The sequence below is a fragment of the Enterobacter sp. BIDMC109 genome (assembly GCF_001037885.1).
GTDB classification, from domain to species: domain Bacteria; phylum Pseudomonadota; class Gammaproteobacteria; order Enterobacterales; family Enterobacteriaceae; genus Enterobacter; species Enterobacter hormaechei_C.
Window position 1 is genome coordinate 3,236,000 of sequence record NZ_KQ090002.1, and the last position, 21,894, is coordinate 3,257,893.

The window sequence follows — 21,894 nt, forward strand, 5'->3', positions numbered from 1 at the left end:
AAGGGGAGAGGGCCGGGGTGAGGGGATGTTTTTCAGTGCGCCCGACCGTGGTTTTCTTTGCGATACGCCCCGGGCGGCTGGTTGAAGGTGCGGGTAAAGATGCGGGTAAACGTCTGCTGCGAGTCAAACCCGTAGCGCAGGCAGATATCGTACACGCGCTCGTCTGACTCACGCAGATCGCGCGCCGCCATCAGCAGCTTGCGTTCGCGGATGTAGCGCCCCAGACTTTCGCCTTTGTACTGCATAAACAGCCGCTGTAAATGCCATTTTGAGTAACCCGCATGGCGGGCAATCTCTTCGATGCGTAACGGCTGGTGTAGATTGTCATCAATCCATTCGACAATCGTATCAATGACCTGAGCGGAAATCGTCATACTGCTCTCCCCCTCTGCTTCTCGCTTAAACATTATTCCCACCACTCGCGAAATTGTTGCGTGGTATCACTCACCCGCACGGGCTCGCCCAGCTCCGGCGTCAGCAGCCGGTAGTTTTTATCCTTACTGGCTTTCGCCAGCTGGATCAGTGGATCGTTCCAGGTATGTTTCGCCAGCACAAAACGCCCGTTATGTCCCGGTACGACCGCTTTGGCATTGAGATCTGCCGAGGCCTGCGCCGTTTCTGCCGGGTGCATATGGATGTACTTCCAGTCCTGGTCGTACTGGCCGTTTTCCATGATGGCTAAGTCAACTCCGCCAAACTGCTCGCCAATCGCTTTGAAGTGCGAGCCGTAACCGGAGTCTCCGCTGTAGTAGACCTTTCGCTCTGGGGTGACAAACATAAAGCTGCCCCACAGGGTCTGGTTACGCTTAATGCCGCGCCCGGAAAAATGGCGCGCCGGCAGAACGTGTACCGTCAGCGCATCGCTGATATGCACCGACTGGTTCCAGTCCCGCTCGTCGATAATCTCCGGGTTCATCCCCCAGTAGCGCAGATGCGACCCCACGCCCAGCGGGGTGACCACGCGCTTAACCTTCGGCAGCAGCGCCTTGATGGTGGCGTAATCCAGATGGTCATAGTGATCGTGGGAGATAATCAGCAGGTCGATCTCCGGCATGCTCTCCGCACGCCACGGGTACTCCCCCGCAAACGCTTTATTGAGGAAGGAGAACGGTGCGGCGTAGCTACTCAGAACCGGATCGATCAGGATGCGTTTCCCCGCCAGCTGCATATACCAGGAGGAGTGGCCGAGCCACACCAGCGTGTCCTGTTCAGGCGACAGGCTCGCCAGATCGGTTTTCACCAGCGGCAGCGGCTGCGCAGGACGGGCGTTTTCGGTTTTACGGGTAAGGAACTGCCACCACGCCACCAGCATATTTTGTTGCCCGGTAAAGCCCGGCGTAGGGAGCGTGTTATGGAATTGCCCGTCGCGATAGTGCGGAGAGGCTTCCACTTCAGAGAGCTGCGCACCCTGCGGTGGCTGGCCAAATCCGGCATTCAGTACAAACGGTAAACTGGCAGCTGAAGCAATAATCATGACTAACACCACGCAGATGAATAGAGGCTTTTTCATTTCCTGACCCGCCTACGCGCCCCATCCGATGGTTTGCGCGGGTGACACTTGATTATGAGTGAGTAAGCACTCATTATAGATAGGATGATTACGCCGTCAAGAAGGTTTTCGTTCTTTGACATTCCGCGTTGCAGCGTATCAAGGCTCGTGTTTCAATCAGGGCTTTTACAATTGACGGGAGGAAAAATTTAGTGGCACGTCCGAAGAGTGAAGATAAAAAACAGGCCTTACTGGAAGCAGCAACGGCTGCGTTTGCGCAGTCAGGTATTGCCGCCTCAACGGCGTTAATTGCCCGTAATGCGGGCGTCGCTGAAGGGACACTGTTTCGCTACTTTGCTACCAAAGACGATCTGCTGAATGCCCTCTACCTGCATCTGAAGCAGGATCTCTGCCAGACCATGCTGGCGAATCTCGATCGCACCATCACCGAGCCAAAAGAGCATACCCGCAATATCTGGAACAGCTATGTAGACTGGGGCATTCGTAACCCCCTGGCGCATGCGGCTATCCGCCAGATTGGCGTCAGTGAAAAGCTGAACGCCGAAACCGAGCAGGCGGTGAAAGACATGTTCCCGGAACTGCATGAACTGTGTCGTCGTTCGATCCGCCCGGTGTTTATGTCTGACGAGTTTAAGACCTTCGGTGATGCAATGTTCTTATCGCTGGCTGAAACCACCATGGAGTTTGCCGCGCGCGATCCGTCCCGTGCCGTCGATTTTAAAGCGCTGGGCTTTGAAGCCATGTGGCGCGGGCTTGCTGAGGAAGATAACCATGGACAGTAAATCCTTGCAGGAACATGCCAGACGCGTCGCGCTGGAGATGCCTTTTACCGAACATTGCTGGCCGTTTGGCCCGGAGTATGACGTGTTTAAGGTGGGCGGGAAAATTTTTATGCTGATGGCGACCGCACACGGTCGGGCCCACGTCAGCCTGAAATCCGATCCGGAAAAATCGCTGCTCAATCAGCAGATCTACCGTGGCGTGGAGCCCGGTTACCATCTGAATAAAAAACACTGGATCTCACTTTATGGCACGGACGACATCACGCCTGAACTGGTCACCGACCTGATTACGAATTCGTGGAATCTGGTCGTTGATAAACTGCCGAAAAAAGATCAGAAGTGGATTCGGCCAGCCTGATTGTTCGTCTGAGACGAACAGAATAAGCGCTCGAATCGCACTTATCTTTTCCCGCTTCGCGCGGTAATCTGCTTTCCTTTCACGCCCGCCCGCGGGCGAATTTCATCACCAGGAGTTGTTATGGATATTATTTCTGTCGCCCTGAAACGCCACTCTACCAAGGCGTTCGACCCAGCCAAAAAAACTGACCGCAGAAGAAGCGGAAAAAATCAAAACGCTGCTGCAATACAGCCCGTCCAGCACCAACTCCCAGCCGTGGCACTTTATTGTTGCCAGCACTGACGAGGGTAAAGCGCGCGTGGCAAAATCCGCGGCGGGCACCTATGTGTTTAACGAACGCAAAATGCTGGATGCCTCTCACGTGGTGGTGTTCTGCGCGAAAACCGCGATGGACGATGCCTGGCTTGAGCGCGTTGTCGATCAGGAAGAGGCTGACGGCCGTTTCGCCACGCCAGAAGCAAAAGCCGCGAACCATAAAGGCCGCTGCTATTTTGCCGACATGCACCGCGTGGATCTGAAAGATGACGACCAGTGGATGGCGAAGCAGGTTTACCTGAACGTCGGCAACTTCCTGCTGGGCGTGGCCGCGATGGGCCTCGATGCGGTCCCCATCGAAGGGTTTGACGCCGCGATCCTCGACGAAGAGTTTGGCCTGAAAGAGAAAGGCTTCACCAGCCTGGTGGTGGTCCCGGTCGGGCATCACAGCGTGGAAGATTTCAACGCCACGCTGCCGAAATCTCGCCTGCCGCTGAGCACGATTGTGACTGAATGCTAATGAAAATGGGCCGCTGCATGCGGCCCGTTACGCTTTACTGATGACAAGCCTGCGATGCGGATGGACCTCACGATCGTTTCCCCAGGCAAAAGCAATCCAGCGCTCTTCCAGCTCAGCGTAGGAATTTACGGGCGTTAACGTCCACTCTTCTCCCACCGTACCGTCCGCCACGCTAATGCGATAGTTCATGGTAAACGCCCAGTCGATCATGCGCAGCCAGAACCGTTGCCCGTCTCCTGTTTGTTCGCTGTCAGAGACAACGATGTCGTATTCGCTTAGCACCCACTGAAAAAAGAGTTGTGGCAACCCGCTTATTACGCGTTGATGAACGGCACGCGGTGTACGCCACACCATCACCTGCGTGGCGGCACCGTGGGGAAAGGTAATTTCTTTATGAAATTTAAGCTTTACGGCATACGCCGTATAAGGTTTGCCGTCATCGGTGGTCACGAGACGATATTCATCACCATAACGCGATTTCAGGAGCCGGTATCCCACAGGCAGCAAAAACCCCGGCAGATGAAAATCCGCCGTACCTCGTGCCAGGAACGCTTCGGTGTGTTCGACGTTTCGGGAGATAAGGCCGAGTTTTTGGCTGAAGTCTGCGGAATCAATCATCAGTGGCGACATTTGTTGTTTCTCATGGCGTGAGTATAGTCGACTTAATCCCTCATCGAAATGATGTCGATTCAGTCGGTTGGTTTAAGTTAAACGCCACCTTATACCTGTCTCATCCGCTTATCAGAGCCAGCTCTTATTCCCTGAAAGCCCCTCGCAAAAAACTTATTTCCCCTGCTCCGCCAGCCACGCCATCGCCCTCTCCCCTGCCTCATCCACGGGTAAATAGACCAGCAGCCGCGATCCGTTTCGCGGGGCGGAGTACCAGTACATCTGCTGGAGATGAAAATCCCCCAGCTCGGGATGGGTGAACAGCTTGAGCTGGTTCTCCACACCGCGCACGTCGTTACGCTGGTGCCACAGGGTTTTGAACTCTTCGGACACCGCAAAAAAACGCGCCAGCTTCGCTTCCCAGAGCGGGTCGCCACGGTGCTCAGCCATGGCCGCGCGGAAGTAGGAGACGAAAATCGGCAGCACGTCGTCACGTTTGCCGAGCCGCGCGCGCCACGCCGGATGGGTGAGGAACAGGTAAATACAGTTGCGATCTTCCGGCGGGATGGCGTTGAAATCGACGCCCATCAGGTGTCCGAAGCTGTCGTTCCAGGCCACGATATCGAAATTCGGTTTCTGAATACTGGCTGGTTTCGGCATCAGGGTATCCAGCAGGCGACGCGTGCCTTCGCTGATCCCCTCGCAACACACCGCCTGCGGGGCTTCGCCCGGCGGCAAACCGGCGAGCACAAAAAGATGTCGGGCTTCGGTCGGGGTGCATTGCAGCGCTTTTGCGATGGCGGCCATCACCGCGCTGGACGGATTGACGTCCCGGCCCTGTTCCAGCCAGGTGTACCAGGTCACCCCCACGTCGGCGAGCATCGCCACCTCCTCTCGCCGCAGGCCCGGCGTGCGGCGGCGGCCGCTGCGCGGTAAGCCGAGCCGCTGCGGATCAAGGCTTTCGCGCCGGGCACGCAAAAACGCGCCCAGCTGCTTGCGGGTGTCATCCTGAAGAGAGGTGACAGGTTCAGACATCAGCGCCATAACATCTCCTGCATGGTAGTGCCAGTACCAGTATAAGCAAGAACTGGTACCCGTTTATCAGATGGTTGATGCTACGACTCTACGCTGTTTGACGCAATGGAGTCACCATGAATACGTCAGTTGTTTCACCGGGTCGTGCGGGCCTGATATTGCTGTTAACCGGCCAGATGCTGCCGCTGATTGATACCTCAATCACCAACGTGGCGCTGGATTCCATCACCCATTCGTTACACGCCACCGCCACCGAACTGGAGCTGATCGTCGCCCTCTACGGCGTGGCCTTTGCCGTCTGCCTGGCCCCCGGCAGCAAGCTGGGCGATAACCTTGGCCGCCGTCGCCTGTTTATGTGGGGCGTGGCGTGTTTTGGCCTGGCCTCGCTGCTGTGCGGCATGGCGGGCAATATCGAACAGTTGCTTGGCGCGCGCATTCTTCAGGGCGCGGGCGCCGCGCTGATCATGCCGCAAATTCTCGCGACGTTGCATGTGACGTTAAAAGGAACGGCACACGCCAGAGCGATCAGCCTGTTCGGGGGTATCGGCGGAATTGCGTTTATCGTCGGCCAGATGGGTGGCGGCTGGCTGGTGTCGGCGGACATCGCCGGGCTGGGCTGGCGCAACGCCTTCTTTATCAACGTGCCGATTTGTCTGGTGGTGCTGGCGCTGAGCCGTCGCTACGTGCCGGAAACCCGCCGCGACACGCCATCGCGCATTGACTGGACCGGGACTGTCCTGCTGACGGCAATACTGTGCTGTCTGCTGTTCCCGATGGCGCTCGGCCCACAGTGGCACTGGTCGTGGCCGCTGAAGGCCGCACTGCTGGCGATTGTGCCGCTGGCCTGTTTGATGGTGCTGAACGCGCGCAAAAAAGAGCGTGAGAATGCCCACCCGCTCATCGCGCCGCGCCTGTTGCAGCTGCGCAGCATCCGCTTTGGCGTGCTGATTGGGATACTCTTTTTCAGCGTCTGGTCCGGGTTCATGTTCTGTATGGCGCTGACCATGCAAAGCGGTCTGGGGATGGAGCCGTGGCAGTCAGGGAACAGCTTTATCGCGCTTGGCGTCACCTATTTTATTTCTGCCTGGTTCGCCCCACGCCTGATTGCCCGCTACAGCACCAGCGCCATCCTGCTGACCGGGCTTGCGATTCAGCTTGTCGGCCTGGTGGCGCTGATCGCCACGTTCCGTCACTGGGGAATGCAGAATACCGCGCTGACGCTGGCCCCGGCCACCGGGCTGGTGGGTTACGGGCAGGCGCTGATTGTAAACAGCTTCTACCGTATCGGGATGCGCGATATTCAGCCTGACGACGCGGGGGCCGCGAGCGCGATTTTAAGCACGCTGCAACAGGCTGCGCTGGGGCTTGGCCCGGCCATTTTCGGCGCGATTTTGCTGCACGGGCTGCAAAATCATCACGGAGATTATACCCAGGCGGTCAACGTCTTCCTGATGGTGGAAACGGCCATGATGGTGGTGCTGGCGCTGGTCACGCTGCGTATGCGTCATCGTCTGTGTTTACCGGTCGTCAAGGCCTGTCCGGCGACAAAATAAAACTGCCTGAATTTGCATAATAGATCCGCAGCCGCCATTATGGGGCTGCATCAATACAGGAGACGTTATGCAGGAATTAATTGCTCAGGTTGAAGAGTTAGGGATTGAAATTAATCACACCACCTCTTTAGTGATTATCTTTGGTATTATTTTTCTTACGGCCATTATCGTTCATTTTATTCTGCACAAAGTGGTGCTGCGCGCATTCGAGAAACGCGCCCAGGCCAGCAGTCATTTATGGTTGCAGATCATTACGCAGAACAAATTATTTCACCGTCTGGCGTTTACCCTCCAGGGGATAATCGTCAACGTTCAGGCGGTTCTGTGGCTGCAAAAAGGCAGCGAAGCGGCGGAATTACTCACCACCTGCGCGAAATTGTGGGTGATGATTTATGCCCTGCTCTCCTTCTTCTCGTTGCTGGACGTGATTTTCAATCTGTCGCAGAAAATGGCCACCGCCTCGCAGCTGCCGCTGAAGGGGATATTCCAGGGCGTTAAGCTGGTGAGTGCCATTCTGGTGGGGATACTGATTATCTCCCTGCTGATCGGTCAGTCACCCGCCATTCTGATAAGCGGCCTGGGTGCGATGGCTGCCGTTCTGATGCTGGTCTTTAAAGACCCGATACTGGGCTTAGTGGCGGGCATTCAGCTCTCCGCCAACGACATGCTCAAGCTCGGCGACTGGCTGGAGATGCCGAAATACGGCGCCAACGGCACGGTGACCGACATCGGCCTGACCACCGTTAAAGTGCGCAACTTCGATAACACCATCACCACCATCCCGACCTGGGCGCTGGTGTCCGATGCGTTCATCAACTGGAGCGGCATGTCCGCCTCCGGTGGTCGCCGCATCAAGCGTAGCCTGAATATCGATACCACCAGCATTCATTTCCTCGACGAGCAGGAGCAGCAGAAACTGATTCAGGCGAAACTGCTGAAGCCGTATCTGGCGGCGCGTCATGAGGAAATTAACCTGTGGAATCAGCAGAACGGCGAAGGGGAATCGGTATTAAACCTGCGCAAGATGACCAATATCGGCACCTTCCGTGCCTACCTGAATGAATATCTGCGTAACCACCCGCGCATTCGCAAAGATATGACGCTGATGGTGCGCCAGCTCGCGCCGGATGCCAACGGGCTGCCGATTGAAATATATGCCTTTACCAACACGGTGATCTGGGCGGAATACGAAGATATTCAGGCCGACATCTTCGATCATATTTTCGCGGTGGTAGATGAATTTGGCCTGCGTATTCACCAGTCGCCAACCGGAAACGATATTCGCTCGCTGGCTGGCGTCATCGCCAGATAATCAGGAGCTGGCGCGGGAAATAAAGCGCCAGTCCATCATGACCCTTTCCGTGGGCGCATCCGGGTTGTCGATCTTATTTAACAGCAGATTGACCGCCTTGCGCCCGATATCCCGCGACGGCTGTTCAATAGTGGTGAGTGAAATCATCTCCGCCAGCTCGGTGCCGTCAAAGCCGACCACCGCGATATCTTCTGGCACCCGCAGCCCTGCCTGCTGAATGGCGCGCAGCGCCCCCGCCGCCAGCGTATCGGAAACGGCAAACACCGCATCCGGCGGGTTTGCTTTTAACAGATTTTGCATCGCCGCCATGCCCGCACCAGAGCTGAGCTCACTGGCGTACTCCACCGCCTGATAATCCAGATCCCGCAGGTGTATGACGCTCTTATAGCCGCGCTCGCGCAGACGGGCATATTTGTAGCTGAGGTCGTGGTTGATGAGCGCAATGCGTTTGCGTCCCCCGTCGGCAAGCTGGCTGACAACGTGCTGGGAGGCATCAACATCATTAATCCCCACGCAGGAGACCGCGCCCGCATCGGCGTATTCAGCGCACTGCACCCACGGCGCGTTGCCAATCAGCGCGGCCAGCTCCGGCAGTTTCGAGAACGCATCCATGGTGATAATGCCGTCGACGATTTTGCCGGAGAGCAGGCTTAAGCCCGAGCGGGAGCGCTCAATATCCGAGCCGGAGTTGCACAGCAGAATGCGATAGCCGTTCTTTTCTGCCTCGGCTTCAATGCCCTTCACCACTTCGGCGCAGAACGGGTTGGCGATGTTCGAGACCATCACCAGGATCATATAGCTGCGGGCAGTGCGCAGCTGACGCGCCAGCAGATTGGGCTGATAGTTACTCTCCTGGATCGCCTGCAAAACGCGCTCGCGGTTTTTCGCCTTCACGGTATCGCTGTTATTCAGTACGCGGGAGACCGTTGCCACGGATACCCCGGCCAGTTGAGCGATTTTCTGAATTGACATAGCGACGATACATCCTGCGGTTAGCGTTTTGTGCAGGCTACCATAAATTGATTGCCCGGCGAACCGGGCAATGCGTCAGTATTCCACGCGCACCCAGCGCTGCTGATGATGACTTTTCATAATCGCATCAATGATATACATCACACAGGCGCCATCGTGGAAGGTGGCAAACTGCGGATTATCCGGCATCGCGCCCGCCTGCACGGCACGGTAAAACTGCGCCATCATATTTTTAAAGGCATCCGGCCAGCCTTCAATGTGCCCGCCGGGGAAGTGGGCGCTGTCGGCCACGTCACGGTTCATCAGGCCCGGATCGTCGCTGAGAATCTGGTTTGCCCTGGCGCGATGGCCGACCCACAGCTGCTGCGGGATTTCCTGATCCCACGCCACCGACTGCTCGCTGCCGTTAATTTCAAAGGTCAGGCGATTTTTTCGCCCCGCGCTCACCTGCGAGACGCTAAAGCTGCCCTTGCTGCCGTCTTCAAAGCGGAACAGCACCGAGCCAAAGTCTTCGGTGGTGACCGGTTTGTCTTCATACTCCGCCTGCTCGTCATGGGAGAAGGTCTGATGACCGCCCGCGCTGGCCTTGCGCGTCGGCCAGACGGTGGATAAATCAGCCATCACCCCGGTAATACGCCTGCCGGTCACATACTGTACCGTATCGCACCAGTGGGAGCCGATATCCGCCACCGCCCGCGACGCGCCACCGAGCGCGGCATCCACCCGCCAGTTGTAGTCGGTTTCCAGCAGCATCCAGTCCTGTAAATAGCTGCCGTGCGAAGCAAACAGCCGCCCGAGGCTGCCCGCACGCATCATGCTCGCCGCCTGGCGCACCATCGCAAACTGGCGATAGACAAAACTCACGCCATGCACCACGCCTGCCTGCTCCGCCAGCGCCACCAGCTCGCGCGCCTCGTCCGGCGTCATGCACAGCGGCTTTTCGGAAAACACGTGCTTGCCCGCACGCAGGATCTGGCAGTTAATCTCCGCGTGCAGGTGGTTCGGCGTGCAGTTGTGCACCGCGTGCAGATTAGGGAGCGCGAGCAGTTCCTCCACGCTGGCACAGGCGTGCGGCACATTGAGCTGGTGCGCCTTTTCCTGCGCCTTAACGAGCGAGCCGTCACAGAGCGCGACCACCTGCACAAACCCGAGACGCCTGAGCGCCTCGATATGTGCCGGGCCAATAAACCCGCTGCCGATAATCCCGACGTTAATCATGGCTGCCCCCTGCGGCGAAATCATCAAACGCCCGTCCGGAAACCGGGATGATATGACGGCGGATAAATTCACTGCCCTCACTCGCGCCGGTATCGCCATCCTTCAGGCAGCATTCCCACTCCAGCACCGCCCAGCCGTCGTAGTCGTACTGGGTCAGCTTGCTGAAAATGCCCTTAAAGTCGATCTGTCCGTCGCCGGGCGAGCGGAAGCGTCCGGCGCGGTTGATCCACGGTTGGTAGCCGCCGTAGACGCCGCTGCGCCCGCTGGGGCGGAACTCGGCGTCCTTCACGTGGAACGCTTTAATGCGCGCATGGTAGATATCAATAAAGGTCAGATAGTCCATCTGCTGGAGCAGCATATGGCTTGGATCGTAGAGAATATTACAGCGCGGATGGTTATCGACCAGCGCCAGAAAACGCTCGAAGGTGACGCCGTCGTGCAGATCTTCCCCCGGATGCAGCTCAAAGCAGACGTCCACGCCCTGCTCGTCGAAGGTATCCAGAATCGGCCGCCAGCGGGCTGCCAGCTCCCCGAATGCATCCTGAAAACGCTGCTCGTTGTGCGGCGGCCACGGGTAGAAAAACGGCCAGGCCAGCGATCCGGAGAAGGTGGCGTGTGCTTTGAGGCCTAATCGGGCCGAGGCAACCGCCGCCTGCTTCAGCTTCTCCGTCGCCCACGCCCGTCGCGCCGCATCGTTACCGCGCACGGAAGCAGGGGCGAAGTGGTCAAACGCCTCGCTGTAAACCGGGTTTACCGCAACAAGCTGCCCTTCCAGATGGGTCGACAGCTCGCTGATGACCAGCCCATGCGCGGCCAGCCTGGCGGTGATGTCGTCGCAGTAGGCCTGACTCTCTGCGGCTTTCTCCACATCAAAGATATGCGGATGGTTGCAGGGGATCTGCACCGCTTTGTAACCCTTCCCCGCCGCCCATCCTGCCAGCCCGTCGAGCGTGTTGAAGGGCGCTTCCCCGCCAATAAACTGCGACAGAAAAATGCCCGGTCCTTTCATTGTCCTCATACCACCTCCTGAACGTTACGCCTTGTCATCGTCATACTTAAACGTGAGAAGGAAAATTAGCGCGATCGCCGCGGCAGCCACCGCCGGGATCCACCAGAATGTGACCCACGCCTGCGGCACGGTCTGTCCTGCCACCAGGCGGTTGTAGAGCGCGCCGGAAATCTGAGAGCCGAGCAGCATGCCGATACCGTAGGTGAACATCACGATCATGCTCTGCGCCTGGCCTTTGACCTTTTCGCCCGCCACGCGGTCGGTGTAGATAAAGCCGACGACAAAGAAGAAATCGTAGCAGACGCCGTGGAGCAGAATGCCGAGATACAGCAGAATGCGCCCCTCCTCGCTGACGCCCAGCGCGAACATGGCATAACGTACAAACCACGCCAGCATGCCGATCAGCAGCATATATTTCACGCCCAGGCGGCGGAACAGCAGAGGAATAACCAGCATGAAGACGATCTCAGACATCTGCCCGAAGGACATGGCGGTGCTGACGTCGGCAATGCCGGCATCCGCCAGATACGAGGCGGTGTAGGCGTAATAGGTGCCGAGCGGGACGGAGATCAGCATCGCGCAGACGGAGAAGACGAAGAAGTGGCGGGTTTTGAGCAGCGCGAAGGCGTCCGCGCAGAAGAGATCCCGCACCTTTACCGGCAGGCCTTTCGCCGGGGCGGGCGTGTGCGGCAGCGTCAGGCTGTAGAGCGCCAGCAGCACGGAGCTTATCGCCGCCACCTGGAAGATGGTGACGCTGGACGCCACGCCGGTGACGCCGATGAAAATGCCCGCCGCGATCCAGCCGATGGTGCCGAACACACGCACTACCGGGAAGGTTTTATCCACGTTCGCCAGGCTGTGAAACGCAATGTTGTTGGTCAGCGCCAGCGTCGGCATATAGCAGAGTGTGTAGCCAAACAGCAGGCCAATCAGCAGCGCGCCGTTCTCAGCAATCAACGCCCCCGGCACGAACCAGAGGATCGCCGCGCCTGCGAGGTGCATCACCGCCATCACCTTCTGCGAGGCAAAGAAGCGGTCCACCAGCATCCCGAGCACGAACGGCGAAAGAATGGAAGCGATGGGTCCGGCAGAGAACGCGTCGCCAATCAGCAAAGACATGTTGTGCCGGGTCATCACCAGGCCAAGCGTGACCGACCAGCTACCCCAGATAAAAAATTGCAGAAACATCATCAGCGACAGACGCGGCACCAGCAGCCGGTGCTGCGTTATCGCCTTTTCACTACTCTCAGTTGACACCATGATAAGCCTCACCCGGAAAAAGTAATCGATTACAAATGCGTTCAAATGAAAAGTAATCGATTACAAAACAAAGATCCTCTGGATCAAAACAGAATTGGGAGGGGAGTCACGATAACGGTGAAGGGGAGGTGCCGGGTGACGGCTGCGCCTTACCCGGCCTACTAAATAACGTCCCCGAACATGTAGGCCCGGTAAGCGCAGCGCCACCGGGCGTGAAGGCGGGTGCGGTCTGGTTTGGTGCGGTCTGGTGCCCTCACCCCGGCCCTCTCCCACAGGGAGAGGGAGAAAACCGCGCTACTTTTTGCGTGAAAGCTTAAACGCGATAAACAGGAACACCACCCACACCGGCAGCAGCATCGCTGACAGGCGCATCTCATCCATGGTGCACATCAGCACCAGAATCAGGCCGAGGAAGGCGATACAGAGGTAGTTCCCCGCCGGATAGAGCAGCGCTTTAAACTGCGTCTCGCGCCCCTTGCGTCGCATCGCCGCGCGGAAGCGAAGGTGCGCCAGGCAGATCATGATCCAGTTCAGCAGCAGCGTGGCGACAACCAGCGCCATCAGCAGGCCAAACGCCTCTTTCGGCAGCAGATAGTTAATCAGCACCACCAGCGAGGTGATAGCGCCAGAAAGGAACAGCGAATTGATCGGCACGCCGCGACGGCTGACGCGGGTGAGGAACTTCGGCGCGTTGCCCTGTACGGAGAGGCCAAACAGCATGCGGCTGTTGGAGTAAACCCCGCTGTTGTAAACCGACAATGACGCCACGAGAATGACGAAGTTGAGCGCCGAAGCCACCACGTTGCTGTTCAAATCGTGGAAGATCATCACGAACGGGCTACTGTCAGATTTCACTTCTACCCACGGATAGAGCGCCAGCAGCACCACCAGCGAGCCGATATAGAACAGCAGGATACGGTACACCACCTGGTTGACCGCTTTCGGAATGCTTTTGTGCGGATCGCGCGCTTCAGCCGCGGTGATGCCAATCAGCTCCAGCCCGCCGAAGGAGAACATAATGACCGCCAGCGACAGGATCAGCCCTTTCCAGCCGGTCGCCAGAAAGCCGCCGTGCTGCCACAGGTTGTCGATGCTTGCACGCTCGCCGCCGTGACCGGAGAACAGCAGCCACAGGCCAAAGCCGATCATGCCAATAATCGCCAGCACCTTGATCAGCGCAAACCAGAACTCGGTCTCGCCATACAGGCGCACGTTCACAAGGTTAACGGCGTTAATGATGATGAAGAAGGCCGCGGCCCAAATCCACGTCGGCACGTCCGGGAGCCAGTACTGCATATAGATGCCGGCGGCGGTCAGCTCTGCCATGCCCACCAGCACGAACATCACCCAGTAGTTCCAGCCGGAGAGGAAGCCTGCGAACGGCCCCCAGTATTTATAGGCAAAGTGTGCGAAGGAGCCGGACACCGGCTCTTCAACGACCATCTCGCCGAGCTGGCGCATGATCAGGAAGGCGATAATCCCGGCGATAGCGTAACCCAGCAGAACCGCCGGGCCAGCCATTTGAATGGCGGGGCCGATGCCGAGAAACAGCCCGGTACCGATCGCGCCGCCAAGGGCAATTAACTGAATATGTCGATTTTGCAAACCACGTTGCAGCGTCGGACTCTGATCCGACGAAGCTTCAGCGCTACCATGGCCTGAAGCGGATGACGCGTCTTTCACGCCCTACCCCTGTCTCTTTTTTAGAAGGGGCACGTTTTAACACTTCATGCTGGTGGTAGCAAGCTTAACGCCGGGCCAGCGCATGCGCCCGGCGGATAAACGTCACGACCCGATGATCCCGCCGTCCGCTTTGGTAATCACCACCGTTGACGATCGCGGACGCCCGTTCGGGCTGGCGTCTGGCCAGTTGGAAACAGCGCGCGGATTGGCCGGGTCGGTAATATCATCCCCGCCCTCCCCCGGATGCTGAATGTTGATAAACAGCGTGCGGTTGTCCGGCGTAAACGCAATGCCGGTGATTTCACATCCGCGCGGCCCGGTCAGAAAACGGCGATACTCGTTGGTGCCCGGAATGGTGGCGACCATCTGGTTATTGCCCATCCCCTCGTACGCTTTCTTATTGATGGTGCTGGAGGAGACGTCGGTCTGGATCCACAGGACGCCCTGGTGATCGAACGACAACCCATCCGGGCTGCCGAATGCCGCGCCCTGCATGGAGCCTTTGGCCTTCGGATCGTCGCCGTCGGTACGCCCGGCCATAACCAGAATATCCCACTTAAAGCGTGCGGCGGCAGGATCGGCACCCTCTTCGTGCCAGTGCATGATGTGACCAAATACGTTGTTGGCGCGCGGGTTAGCGGCATTGACCGGTGCCTTCCCCTCTTTACCGCGATCGCTGTTGTTGGTGAGCGTACAGTAGACGCTGCCGCTGGCGTGCGGATCGACGGCAATCCACTCGGGACGATCCATTTTCGTTGCCCCCACCGCGTCGGCCGCCAGGCGGGTTTTGATCAGCAGATCGCCCTGGCTTTCAAACCCGTTGCTTTTATCCAGGCCATTTTGCCCGAAGATCAGCGGCAGCCAGTCGCCGCTTCCGTCCTGGTTGAACCTGGCGACGTACAGCGTGCCGGACGTCAGCAGCTGCATATTGGCTTCCCGGTTCGCGGGATCGTATTTTTTGTCGGAGACAAACTTATAGATGTACTCAAACTTCTGGTCGTCGCCCATGTAGACCACCACGCGATTATCGGCGGCGAGCGTGACGGCGGCCCCCTCATGCTTGAAGCGGCCCAGCGCGGTGTGCTTGCGCGGGGTGGAGGTCGGGTTGTAGGGATCGATCTCCACCACCCAGCCGAAACGGTTGGGTTCGTTAGGGGTTTTATCGACGCTGAACCGCTCATCCACCTCGTTCCAGCGGTAGGACTCATCGCTGTCGCTGATGCCGTAGCGTTTTTCCAGCGGATTGAGATCGGCTTTTTTCACAAAAATGTCCGACCAGTTCTCCTCGCAGGTGAGATAGGTGCCCCAAGGCGTGTGGCCGTTGGCGCAGTTCTGCATGGTGCCCAGAACGCGTTCCCCCTGCGGATCGGCGGCGGTTTTCATTAAATCCTGATGCCGCGCCGGGCCGGTAAGCTGCATTGGCGTATTGACGGTAATACGCCGGGCGAAGGATGACGGACGCACCACCTCCCAGCCGCTGCCCGTTTTTTTCACTTCCACCACCGACACGCCCATCGCGTTCTGCCCCTTGCGGGCTTTGTCGAGGCTCCAGTTCGCCGTACCGTCGGTAAACAGCATCCCGTTATCGATGTATTCATGGTTCAGCGCCAGCAGGCCATGCTCCGGGTTTTGCGCCCCCTGCGGCAGGCTAAACCACGCCATGCCGTCGTGGTGCATGCCCGCCTGCACAGCCTGTTCGTCTGTGGTATTGCTGGCGTCCGGCTTAAATGCCGGCATGTTGTCTTTGATTCCCGTCGGATCACCCCAGCGATAGAACGGGCGGGCAATATAGCCTTCTGGCACCCTGACCGTGTCTTCCGTGGAGACGTCGATGCTGGTAAAGCCCAGGGAAACCGCTTTTGCCAGCGCGGAAGGCTTCGATACCGCGGCAATGGCATTTTCGGGTGTGATCAGATACGGGAATGATACGGCGGCCCCCGCTACGGCCCCCATCTGGAGAAAACGGCGGCGGGAGAGGAACACCTCTGCAACCTCGGAGAATACCGGGTTAGCGCTGCGGTTACTGATATCGTCGCGATGTTCTTTTTTAAATACGGATTTGAGGGGTCTGCCCATAGCGGCTTCCTGTCATTGGCCAAGAGGTAAGGATGTGGCGACCAGTGTAAGAAGCTTTTATTACAATTTTATAACACGACAACGAAGGGATTGGGGCGTCCCTGCCCCGGATAACGAGGTGGAACGCTTAGAACTCGTAGCCAACCGAGACCTTAAAGGTACGCGGCTCGCCCTGAGTGATGTAAGTACCGGAATCATCCACGCTTGACCAGTAGTTCTCGTTGGTCACGTTGTCGATGCCTGCCCGCACGGTCATCTGGTTTTCATTGTGGTTCACCGCGAAGCGATAGCGCATGCCCAGATCCAGCGTGGTGTAGCTGTCCAGCTTTTTGGTGTTCGCAAGATCGGCATACTGCGTGCCGGAGTGGTTAACGCGCGCGGTCGCCGTCAGGCCTTCAATCGGCTTGATATCGTACTCTGCTCCCAGCACGGCGTAGAAGCTCGGAATACCGATCGCATCGTTGCCCTGATTGACGCCGTTTTTGGTTTTGGTCAGCTCGGCCTGCAACCAGGTGGCGCTGGCGTTCAGGCGCATCCCAAGCATTGGCTCGCCGAAGACGTTCAGCTCCACGCCGCGGTTACGCTGTTCTGCATCCAGGCCGTAGTGACCGCTGTCGTCAAGGATCGCCGACGGCATTTTGATCTCAAACAGCGCCAGGGAGCCGCCCACGCGGCTAAAGTCCGCCTTTACGCCCACTTCGTTCTGCTTAGAGTGCACGATACCGGTGCTCTGGCCGTAGTTAGTAGCAGTGTTCGGCGCAGTTTCACCGGGCTGTAACGCCTCGGTGTGGTTGGCGTAGAGGGAAATTTCCTCCCACGGTTTATAGACTACGCCGTAGGTTGGCATCCAGCGGCTGCCGTCGAAACCGTCCGCGTCGTTTTCCGCGCCGGTGATTTTGTTGTACCCGCGGATGACAACTTTCTGATGACGTGCGCCTGCGGTGAACAGCAGCTTGTCATCCAGCACGCCCAGGGTATCACTCAGCAGCCAGCCCTGCGTGCGGGTGCGCCCGCTGGTCAGCGGATCGCTGTATTTGCCGCCAGAGCCGCTGAAGTTGCTGCTGTCCGGCATAGCCACGCCGGTGTTGTGGTAGATGTTGGTGGTCGGATTATCCGCCGCGGCCGACATTTTCCACGCGATTTTTTCGTTTTTGGTCATCGCCGAATACCCGACGTTCACCTTGTGCGAGACGAAGCCGGTAGTGAAGTTACCGCGAATGCCCGCCATGCCGCTGACGGAATCGCTGATGCGGTTGGTATCAAGGCGGCTGACCGTCGCATTACCGCTCTTATCGAGGAGCTTCGGCGCGCTGTAGATCCCTTCTTCGTGCGCGTGCTGCGCGCCGAGACCGGTATATGCCGTCCAGCTATCGGTGATGTCATACTCGCTGCGCCACATCCCGAACTCGTTTTCGATATCGCTGTAGGCCCACTTCTGCGAGAAGTTGCGATCGTTCTTCGGCGGCTCAGGCACAAAGTCCACCGCCGAGATGTTGACGCTGGTTGGGCTGCCGTGGAAGGTTTTTTTCTGGTAGCCCAGGTCCAGCGAGGTGCGGAAGCGGTCGCCTTTGTAATCCAGGCCGGTGGAGAGCAGCGTGGTGCGGCGGCGGTCGTTCGGCACGCCGGTTTCCCCTTCGCGATGCACGAGGTTCACGCGCGCGCCAAACTGGTCGTTATCGCCAAAGCGACGACCCGCATCCAGCGTGGTGCCAATCTGGGAATCCGAGGTGTAGTCAACGCCCACTTTCGCCTGCGGGGTGTCGCCCGCGTGTTTAGGCTCAAGGTTGATCATCCCGCCCACGCCGGAGCTTGCGGCGCCGTTCATCAGGGAGTTGGCCCCTTTGAAGATCTCGATACGGTCGACCATCTGGGCATCCACCACCTGACGCGGCAACACCCCGGACAATCCGCCAAAGGTCATATCGTCGCCGTCAAACTTCAGGCCGCGAATGCGGAAGGTTTCCGCGCTGTTGCCGTAACCCTGAACAAATTGTACGCCCGCGTCGTTGGCAACCACGTCAGCAATGGTTTTTGCCTGCTGATCTTCAACCAGCTTCGAGGTGTAGCTGATGATGTTGAACGGCACGTCCATGGCGTTCTGCTGACCGAGCATACCCATGCGCCCGCCGTTCGCCACCTGGCCGTCGAGGAAGGCTGGAAGCAGCTGGTCACCACCGGGTTTGAAATCACTCCCCGCCGTGGACTGGACCACGATGGTGTCCTCTTTTTTCTCATCCGCCGCAAAAGCGGAGTGTGTAACCGCGCCGATGGCAATCGCCAGCAGCGTTTTGTGCATTGTGGTGTTGTTCATAATGAGCTCTTAACGTGCGCGCAAAAATGACCCGTTGTCGGGCCTTAAAAGTTATTAAAAGAAATGCAAATGAGAACTATACGCATTATGAATGCGTAATCAAGTGTCAACGGGCATCTCTGAGCGAGAAGAGACAAGAAACAAGGCTGGCGGGAGGTATGGCGCGCAACCACCCCGAAACAGGGGTGGTTGCTAAAGTATTATTTTTTCTTGAAAATATCGGCGGTACCGTGAATTTTGTTGTTGGTATTACCGGAAGTCAGCACCAGCACATCAGCACCTTCTTTATCGGCTTTCTCGATCAGCTCTTTTTTCGCGTCGTCTACCGAGACTTCATTGGAAGTGCTAACCGTACCGATTTTTTCATACTGTGATTCCACTTTCTCAAACTCGTTTTTCGTCAGCAGTTCAGCCGCAAAGGTATTGGTGGTAAACAGAAATGCAGCGCCCATCAAAATAGCAGTCGTTTTTTTCATAACCTTTTTCCTTGAGATTAATCAGCAACTACGAAAAGCCCCACGAGTAAGAGTGAGGTGATATGAGCATGGTAGAGGAATAGCAAAATTGCCATAGGGTAAGAAAAATACTGTTATAACAGTCAATTGTGCTGTGAAAAATGTGCGTTAACGCTACTTTCGCGAGGGGTGTTTCATGGAGAAAATCAGCAGGACATCGCGCAGGCGGCAATCTGTGAAATTTAATGGCACGCCCTGTAGGATTCGAACCTACGACCTACGGCTTAGAAGAACGTAGAGTACTATTTAACGCACTGTAATATCATTGGTTTTTCCGCGCTCGCTACGCATTTGTGTCATTACGTGTCGTTACCTGCTTTCTCGTTTTCTTCTGATACATCCATGTATGACACATCTATGACACAGAGAATGCATAGCCATGCCACCAGACATCGCTATGTAATTTCCCGATCCCCCAACTTTGCGTAGCTCCTTCCAGTTTCGTAACACGCAGCTTTACGCCCTCCCATACCATCAGCATAATCCCCACCGATCCGATTGTAAGACTTAACTAGCGCGCGCTACTTTTTCTCCCTGCCCTATACTTTCAGTCTGACTGACTGGAGGTTTCTATGTGTGGACGTTTTGCACAAGCCCAAACCCGTGAAGAATATCTGGCTTGCCTGGCCGACGAAGGCGAACGCGGCATCGCATATGACCCGGAACCGATTGGCCGCTACAACGTTGCGCCCGGTACCAAAGTGCTGCTGTTAAGCGAACGCGACGAACAACTGCACCTCGATCCGGTATTCTGGGGCTACGCGCCTGGATGGTGGGACAAAGCGCCACTGATTAACGCGCGTGTAGAAACCGCGGCCACCAGCAGAATGTTTAAATCTCTGTGGCAGCATGGCCGGGCGATCTGCTTTGCCGATGGATGGTTCGAATGGAAAAAGGAAGGCGAAAAGAAACAACCCTACTTCATTCACCGGGCCGACGGGCAGCCGATATTCATGGCGGCGATCGGCAGCACGCCATTTGAACGAGGCGATGAAGCAGAGGGCTTTCTAATCGTGACATCTGCTGCTGGCAAAGGCCTGGTCGATATTCATGACCGTCGGCCACTGGTTCTGTCGCCGGAAGCTGCAAGGGAATGGATGCGTCAGGATGTAGGTGGGAAAGAAGCTGAGGAGATAATAGCCGACGGGGCAGTGCCCGCCGACAAGTTTATCTGGCATGCCGTTACGCGCGCCGTGGGTAATGTGAAGAATCAGGGACCAGAACTTATAGAGCCCGTCACTTAACCACAGGAAGATCTGAAAACCGGGTGGTGTAGCGTGGAGAAAGCATTTCACGCTTCATCTGCCATTGCTGCTGTATACCCTGCCCGGCAAAATAGAGCGTGCCCTTTCCGTCCTTTGCATTCAGGTGATCCAGTACTTCCATTAACTTCTCACTACCAGCTCGGGGAGCACTGTCATCGAAAAGGTTTAGCTGGGCGACGCCCTGGCTGAAGAAATCTCCCAGCATGACTCCCGCTTTCTGGTAGCGATGGCCATCCTTCCAGATTTTGTCCAGACACTTTACCGCGGCGTTGATGATGTCTCTGCTGTCCTGAGTTGGCGTGAGCAGCCGAACGGATGCGCTGTTGCCGTAATAGGGTTCCTTCAGCGCAAACGGAGAGGTCTTAACGAAGGCGGATATAAAACGGCAATACTGGTGCTCACCACGTAGCTTTTCAGCTCCACGGGCCGCATAGCTGCAAATCGCCTGTCGCATTTGCTCATAGTCAGTAATGCGTTCGCCAAACGATCGGCTGCATACGATTTCCTGCTTCACTGGCGCGAACTCCTCCAGGTCGAGGCAAGGCTCACCACGCAGTTCCCGGACGGTTCGCTCCAGCACGACATTGAAGTGCTTGCGGATAATCCACGTGCTTTGTTCTGAGAGGTCCAGTGCCGTTTTGATGCCCATAGCGTTCAGCTTCTTGCTGATGCGCCGGCCAACGCCCCAGACATCCTCTACCGGCACCAGTGCCATTAACCTGCGCTGCCGGTCGACGTTTGAGAGGTCAACCACCCCGCCAGTCTGCCGTTGCCATTTTTTCGCAGCATGGTTAGCCAGCTTCGCCAGCGTCTTGGTCTGGGCTATGCCGACTCCGACTGTGAGATGTGTCCGCTGTAAAATAGTCGCGCGGATCTCTTTCCCGAACTCAGTCAGGTCCCGGCAGTTTCTTACGCCGGTCAGATCGCAGAATGCTTCGTCTATGCTGTAAATTTCCACGCGTGGGCTCATTTCTTCCAGCGTAGTCATTACCCGGCTGGACATGTCTGCATAGAGCTCGTAGTTGCTGCTGAAGCAAACAACACCAGCGCGCCGGAATAGGTCCTTTTGCTTGAAGAACGGCTCACCCATCGCTATCCCGGCTGCCTTTGCCTCGGCGCTACGTGCTATTACGCAGCCGTCATTATTCGACAGAACGACAACAGGCCGCCCACGCAGGTCTGGTCTGAATACCGTCTCGCAACTGGCATAAAATGAGTTCACATCGACAAGGGCAAACATCACATCACCGGATTGTCGTCTGTGAACGCCGCAGCGCCATTGATAAAAAAGGTTACAACTCCCATGACTTCGACTTCATCTAAAGCATCTCCCTCTATGCTTTCACCGTCTTCGGTGATGAGCGCACCGCCCATAACGACCGCGAACTGTAGCTGGCCGAACGCATGCACCAGCACGCGCGTTCCGTTGTCGGGCACAAGATCAGGCTGAAAAAGCGCATAACCACCTGATGTTTCAACCAGGCATGAGTAGCGGTTAACGCTACATAACTGTTCAAGTTTGTATCGCTGAGCTTTTGCCTCCATGGCCCCTCCAAAAACAACTGTATTTATGTACAGTATCGTCAAATATGAGAGTCGATCAAGTTGGACAGTGATGCTAAACTTCAGACCTTTCCGAATTTGCTGATTT

At 57.1% G+C, this 21,894-nt stretch carries 19 protein-coding genes and 1 pseudogene; 6 read left to right on the plus strand and 14 right to left on the minus strand.

Going from position 1 to position 21,894, the window contains the following annotated elements; genetic code table 11:
- Window positions 1–32: 32 nt before the first annotated feature.
- Together SK62_RS15290 and SK62_RS15295 are read right to left on the minus strand one after the other, a co-directional pair.
- Window positions 33–374: a RamA family antibiotic efflux transcriptional regulator gene (locus tag SK62_RS15290; protein WP_003858880.1), complete on the minus strand. Its 342-nt coding sequence runs from the start codon at window positions 372–374 to the stop codon at window positions 33–35.
- Between the two features lie 32 nt (window positions 375–406).
- Window positions 407–1,510: a RomA family MBL fold metallo-hydrolase gene (locus SK62_RS15295; protein ID WP_047718990.1), complete on the minus strand. Its 1,104-nt coding sequence runs from the start codon at window positions 1,508–1,510 to the stop codon at window positions 407–409.
- A gap of 191 nt (window positions 1,511–1,701) precedes the next feature.
- On the opposite strand from SK62_RS15295, the gene SK62_RS15300 reads away from it, so the two are divergent.
- The 3 genes and pseudogenes from SK62_RS15300 (at window position 1,702) to nfsB (ending at window position 3,425) form a co-directional block, all read left to right on the plus strand.
- Window positions 1,702–2,292: a TetR/AcrR family transcriptional regulator gene (locus SK62_RS15300; protein WP_003858882.1), complete on the plus strand. Its 591-nt coding sequence runs from the start codon at window positions 1,702–1,704 to the stop codon at window positions 2,290–2,292.
- Window positions 2,282–2,650 carry an MmcQ/YjbR family DNA-binding protein gene (locus SK62_RS15305; RefSeq protein WP_047718987.1) on the plus strand — a complete coding sequence of 123 codons (369 nt, stop codon included), beginning with the start codon at window positions 2,282–2,284 and terminating at the stop codon, window positions 2,648–2,650. Before SK62_RS15300 ends, SK62_RS15305 begins: the two co-directional genes overlap by 11 nt.
- 120 nt (window positions 2,651–2,770) lie before the next feature.
- A pseudogene (nfsB, locus tag SK62_RS15310) lies at window positions 2,771–3,425 on the plus strand (oxygen-insensitive NAD(P)H nitroreductase).
- Between the two features lie 27 nt (window positions 3,426–3,452).
- Here nfsB and SK62_RS15315 read toward each other — a convergent pair.
- Together SK62_RS15315 and SK62_RS15320 are read right to left on the minus strand one after the other, a co-directional pair.
- On the minus strand, window positions 3,453–4,055 hold the full coding sequence (locus SK62_RS15315; protein WP_023299508.1) for a hypothetical protein: 603 nt from the start codon (window positions 4,053–4,055) through the stop codon (window positions 3,453–3,455).
- A 153-nt stretch (window positions 4,056–4,208) separates the two neighbouring features.
- A complete protein-coding gene (locus SK62_RS15320) occupies window positions 4,209–5,078 on the minus strand; it encodes a helix-turn-helix transcriptional regulator (RefSeq protein WP_017382554.1) in 870 nt (289 codons plus the stop codon).
- 107 nt (window positions 5,079–5,185) lie between these two features.
- Here SK62_RS15320 and SK62_RS15325 point away from each other — a divergent pair, with 107 nt between their 5' ends.
- Together SK62_RS15325 and SK62_RS15330 are read left to right on the plus strand one after the other, a co-directional pair.
- Window positions 5,186–6,622, plus strand: a complete 1,437-nt coding sequence (locus tag SK62_RS15325) for an MFS transporter (RefSeq protein ID WP_047718985.1) — start codon at window positions 5,186–5,188, stop codon at window positions 6,620–6,622.
- Between the two features lie 67 nt (window positions 6,623–6,689).
- The gene (locus SK62_RS15330) at window positions 6,690–7,934 is read left to right on the plus strand and encodes a mechanosensitive ion channel family protein (protein ID WP_047063273.1); all 1,245 of its coding nucleotides are present in this window, start codon (window positions 6,690–6,692) and stop codon (window positions 7,932–7,934) included.
- Here the strand turns inward: SK62_RS15330 and SK62_RS15335 are convergent, their stop codons facing one another.
- The 8 genes from SK62_RS15335 to yahO all read right to left on the minus strand — a co-directional run bounded on the left by SK62_RS15335 (window position 7,935) and on the right by yahO (window position 18,939).
- A complete protein-coding gene (locus SK62_RS15335; RefSeq protein ID WP_015571213.1) occupies window positions 7,935–8,906 on the minus strand; it encodes a LacI family DNA-binding transcriptional regulator in 972 nt (323 codons plus the stop codon).
- 75 nt (window positions 8,907–8,981) lie between these two features.
- Window positions 8,982–10,124, minus strand: coding sequence for a Gfo/Idh/MocA family protein (locus SK62_RS15340; RefSeq protein WP_047718984.1), 1,143 nt, complete (start codon window positions 10,122–10,124; stop codon window positions 8,982–8,984).
- Entirely contained in the window at window positions 10,117–11,142 is a 1,026-nt protein-coding gene (locus tag SK62_RS15345) for a sugar phosphate isomerase/epimerase family protein (RefSeq protein ID WP_023296060.1), read from the minus strand. The genes SK62_RS15340 and SK62_RS15345 overlap by 8 nt, the downstream gene beginning before the upstream one ends.
- A gap of 15 nt (window positions 11,143–11,157) precedes the next feature.
- Entirely contained in the window at window positions 11,158–12,393 is a 1,236-nt protein-coding gene (locus SK62_RS15350; protein ID WP_047718983.1) for an MFS transporter, read from the minus strand.
- Between the two features lie 294 nt (window positions 12,394–12,687).
- On the minus strand, window positions 12,688–14,076 hold the full coding sequence (gene pheP / locus SK62_RS15355; protein WP_017382559.1) for a phenylalanine transporter: 1,389 nt from the start codon (window positions 14,074–14,076) through the stop codon (window positions 12,688–12,690).
- Between the two features lie 102 nt (window positions 14,077–14,178).
- Window positions 14,179–16,152, minus strand: a complete 1,974-nt coding sequence (locus SK62_RS15360) for a PhoX family protein (protein WP_047718981.1) — start codon at window positions 16,150–16,152, stop codon at window positions 14,179–14,181.
- A 127-nt stretch (window positions 16,153–16,279) separates the two neighbouring features.
- The gene (locus SK62_RS15365; protein ID WP_047718980.1) at window positions 16,280–18,463 is read right to left on the minus strand and encodes a TonB-dependent receptor; all 2,184 of its coding nucleotides are present in this window, start codon (window positions 18,461–18,463) and stop codon (window positions 16,280–16,282) included.
- A gap of 200 nt (window positions 18,464–18,663) precedes the next feature.
- The gene (yahO, locus tag SK62_RS15370) at window positions 18,664–18,939 is read right to left on the minus strand and encodes a DUF1471 family periplasmic protein YahO (protein WP_015571217.1); all 276 of its coding nucleotides are present in this window, start codon (window positions 18,937–18,939) and stop codon (window positions 18,664–18,666) included.
- A 611-nt stretch (window positions 18,940–19,550) separates the two neighbouring features.
- On the opposite strand from yahO, the gene SK62_RS15375 reads away from it, so the two are divergent.
- Window positions 19,551–20,222 (plus strand): SOS response-associated peptidase, encoded by a 672-nt coding sequence (locus tag SK62_RS15375; RefSeq protein WP_047718979.1) that lies wholly within the window; start codon window positions 19,551–19,553, stop codon window positions 20,220–20,222.
- On the opposite strand, the gene SK62_RS15380 is transcribed toward SK62_RS15375, so the two are convergent.
- Together SK62_RS15380 and SK62_RS15385 are read right to left on the minus strand one after the other, a co-directional pair.
- Window positions 20,215–21,483, minus strand: coding sequence for a Y-family DNA polymerase (locus SK62_RS15380; RefSeq protein WP_047718978.1), 1,269 nt, complete (start codon window positions 21,481–21,483; stop codon window positions 20,215–20,217). The two genes, SK62_RS15375 and SK62_RS15380, sit on opposite strands and share 8 nt — an antisense overlap.
- Window positions 21,483–21,788: a hypothetical protein gene (locus SK62_RS15385; RefSeq protein WP_047718977.1), complete on the minus strand. Its 306-nt coding sequence runs from the start codon at window positions 21,786–21,788 to the stop codon at window positions 21,483–21,485. The genes SK62_RS15380 and SK62_RS15385 overlap by 1 nt, the downstream gene beginning before the upstream one ends.
- Window positions 21,789–21,894: the final 106 nt, after the last annotated feature.

What these genes read in the sequence shown, in the direction of transcription:
- SK62_RS15290 (WP_003858880.1), bottom strand. Translation starts at nt 374, where the DNA reads ATGACGATTTCCGCTCAGGTCATTGATACGATTGTCGAATGGATTGAT.
- SK62_RS15295 (WP_047718990.1), bottom strand. Translation starts at nt 1,510, where the DNA reads ATGAAAAAGCCTCTATTCATCTGCGTGGTGTTAGTCATGATTATTGCT.
- SK62_RS15305 (WP_047718987.1), top strand. Translation starts at nt 2,282, where the DNA reads ATGGACAGTAAATCCTTGCAGGAACATGCCAGACGCGTCGCGCTGGAG.
- SK62_RS15315 (WP_023299508.1), bottom strand. Translation starts at nt 4,055, where the DNA reads ATGTCGCCACTGATGATTGATTCCGCAGACTTCAGCCAAAAACTCGGC.
- SK62_RS15320 (WP_017382554.1), bottom strand. Translation starts at nt 5,078, where the DNA reads ATGGCGCTGATGTCTGAACCTGTCACCTCTCTTCAGGATGACACCCGC.
- SK62_RS15325 (WP_047718985.1), top strand. Translation starts at nt 5,186, where the DNA reads ATGAATACGTCAGTTGTTTCACCGGGTCGTGCGGGCCTGATATTGCTG.
- SK62_RS15330 (WP_047063273.1), top strand. Translation starts at nt 6,690, where the DNA reads ATGCAGGAATTAATTGCTCAGGTTGAAGAGTTAGGGATTGAAATTAAT.
- SK62_RS15335 (WP_015571213.1), bottom strand. Translation starts at nt 8,906, where the DNA reads ATGTCAATTCAGAAAATCGCTCAACTGGCCGGGGTATCCGTGGCAACG.
- SK62_RS15340 (WP_047718984.1), bottom strand. Translation starts at nt 10,124, where the DNA reads ATGATTAACGTCGGGATTATCGGCAGCGGGTTTATTGGCCCGGCACAT.
- SK62_RS15345 (WP_023296060.1), bottom strand. Translation starts at nt 11,142, where the DNA reads ATGAGGACAATGAAAGGACCGGGCATTTTTCTGTCGCAGTTTATTGGC.
- SK62_RS15350 (WP_047718983.1), bottom strand. Translation starts at nt 12,393, where the DNA reads ATGGTGTCAACTGAGAGTAGTGAAAAGGCGATAACGCAGCACCGGCTG.
- SK62_RS15360 (WP_047718981.1), bottom strand. Translation starts at nt 16,152, where the DNA reads ATGGGCAGACCCCTCAAATCCGTATTTAAAAAAGAACATCGCGACGAT.
- SK62_RS15365 (WP_047718980.1), bottom strand. Translation starts at nt 18,463, where the DNA reads ATGAACAACACCACAATGCACAAAACGCTGCTGGCGATTGCCATCGGC.
- yahO (WP_015571217.1), bottom strand. Translation starts at nt 18,939, where the DNA reads ATGAAAAAAACGACTGCTATTTTGATGGGCGCTGCATTTCTGTTTACC.
- SK62_RS15375 (WP_047718979.1), top strand. Translation starts at nt 19,551, where the DNA reads ATGTGTGGACGTTTTGCACAAGCCCAAACCCGTGAAGAATATCTGGCT.
- SK62_RS15380 (WP_047718978.1), bottom strand. Translation starts at nt 21,483, where the DNA reads ATGTTTGCCCTTGTCGATGTGAACTCATTTTATGCCAGTTGCGAGACG.
- SK62_RS15385 (WP_047718977.1), bottom strand. Translation starts at nt 21,788, where the DNA reads ATGGAGGCAAAAGCTCAGCGATACAAACTTGAACAGTTATGTAGCGTT.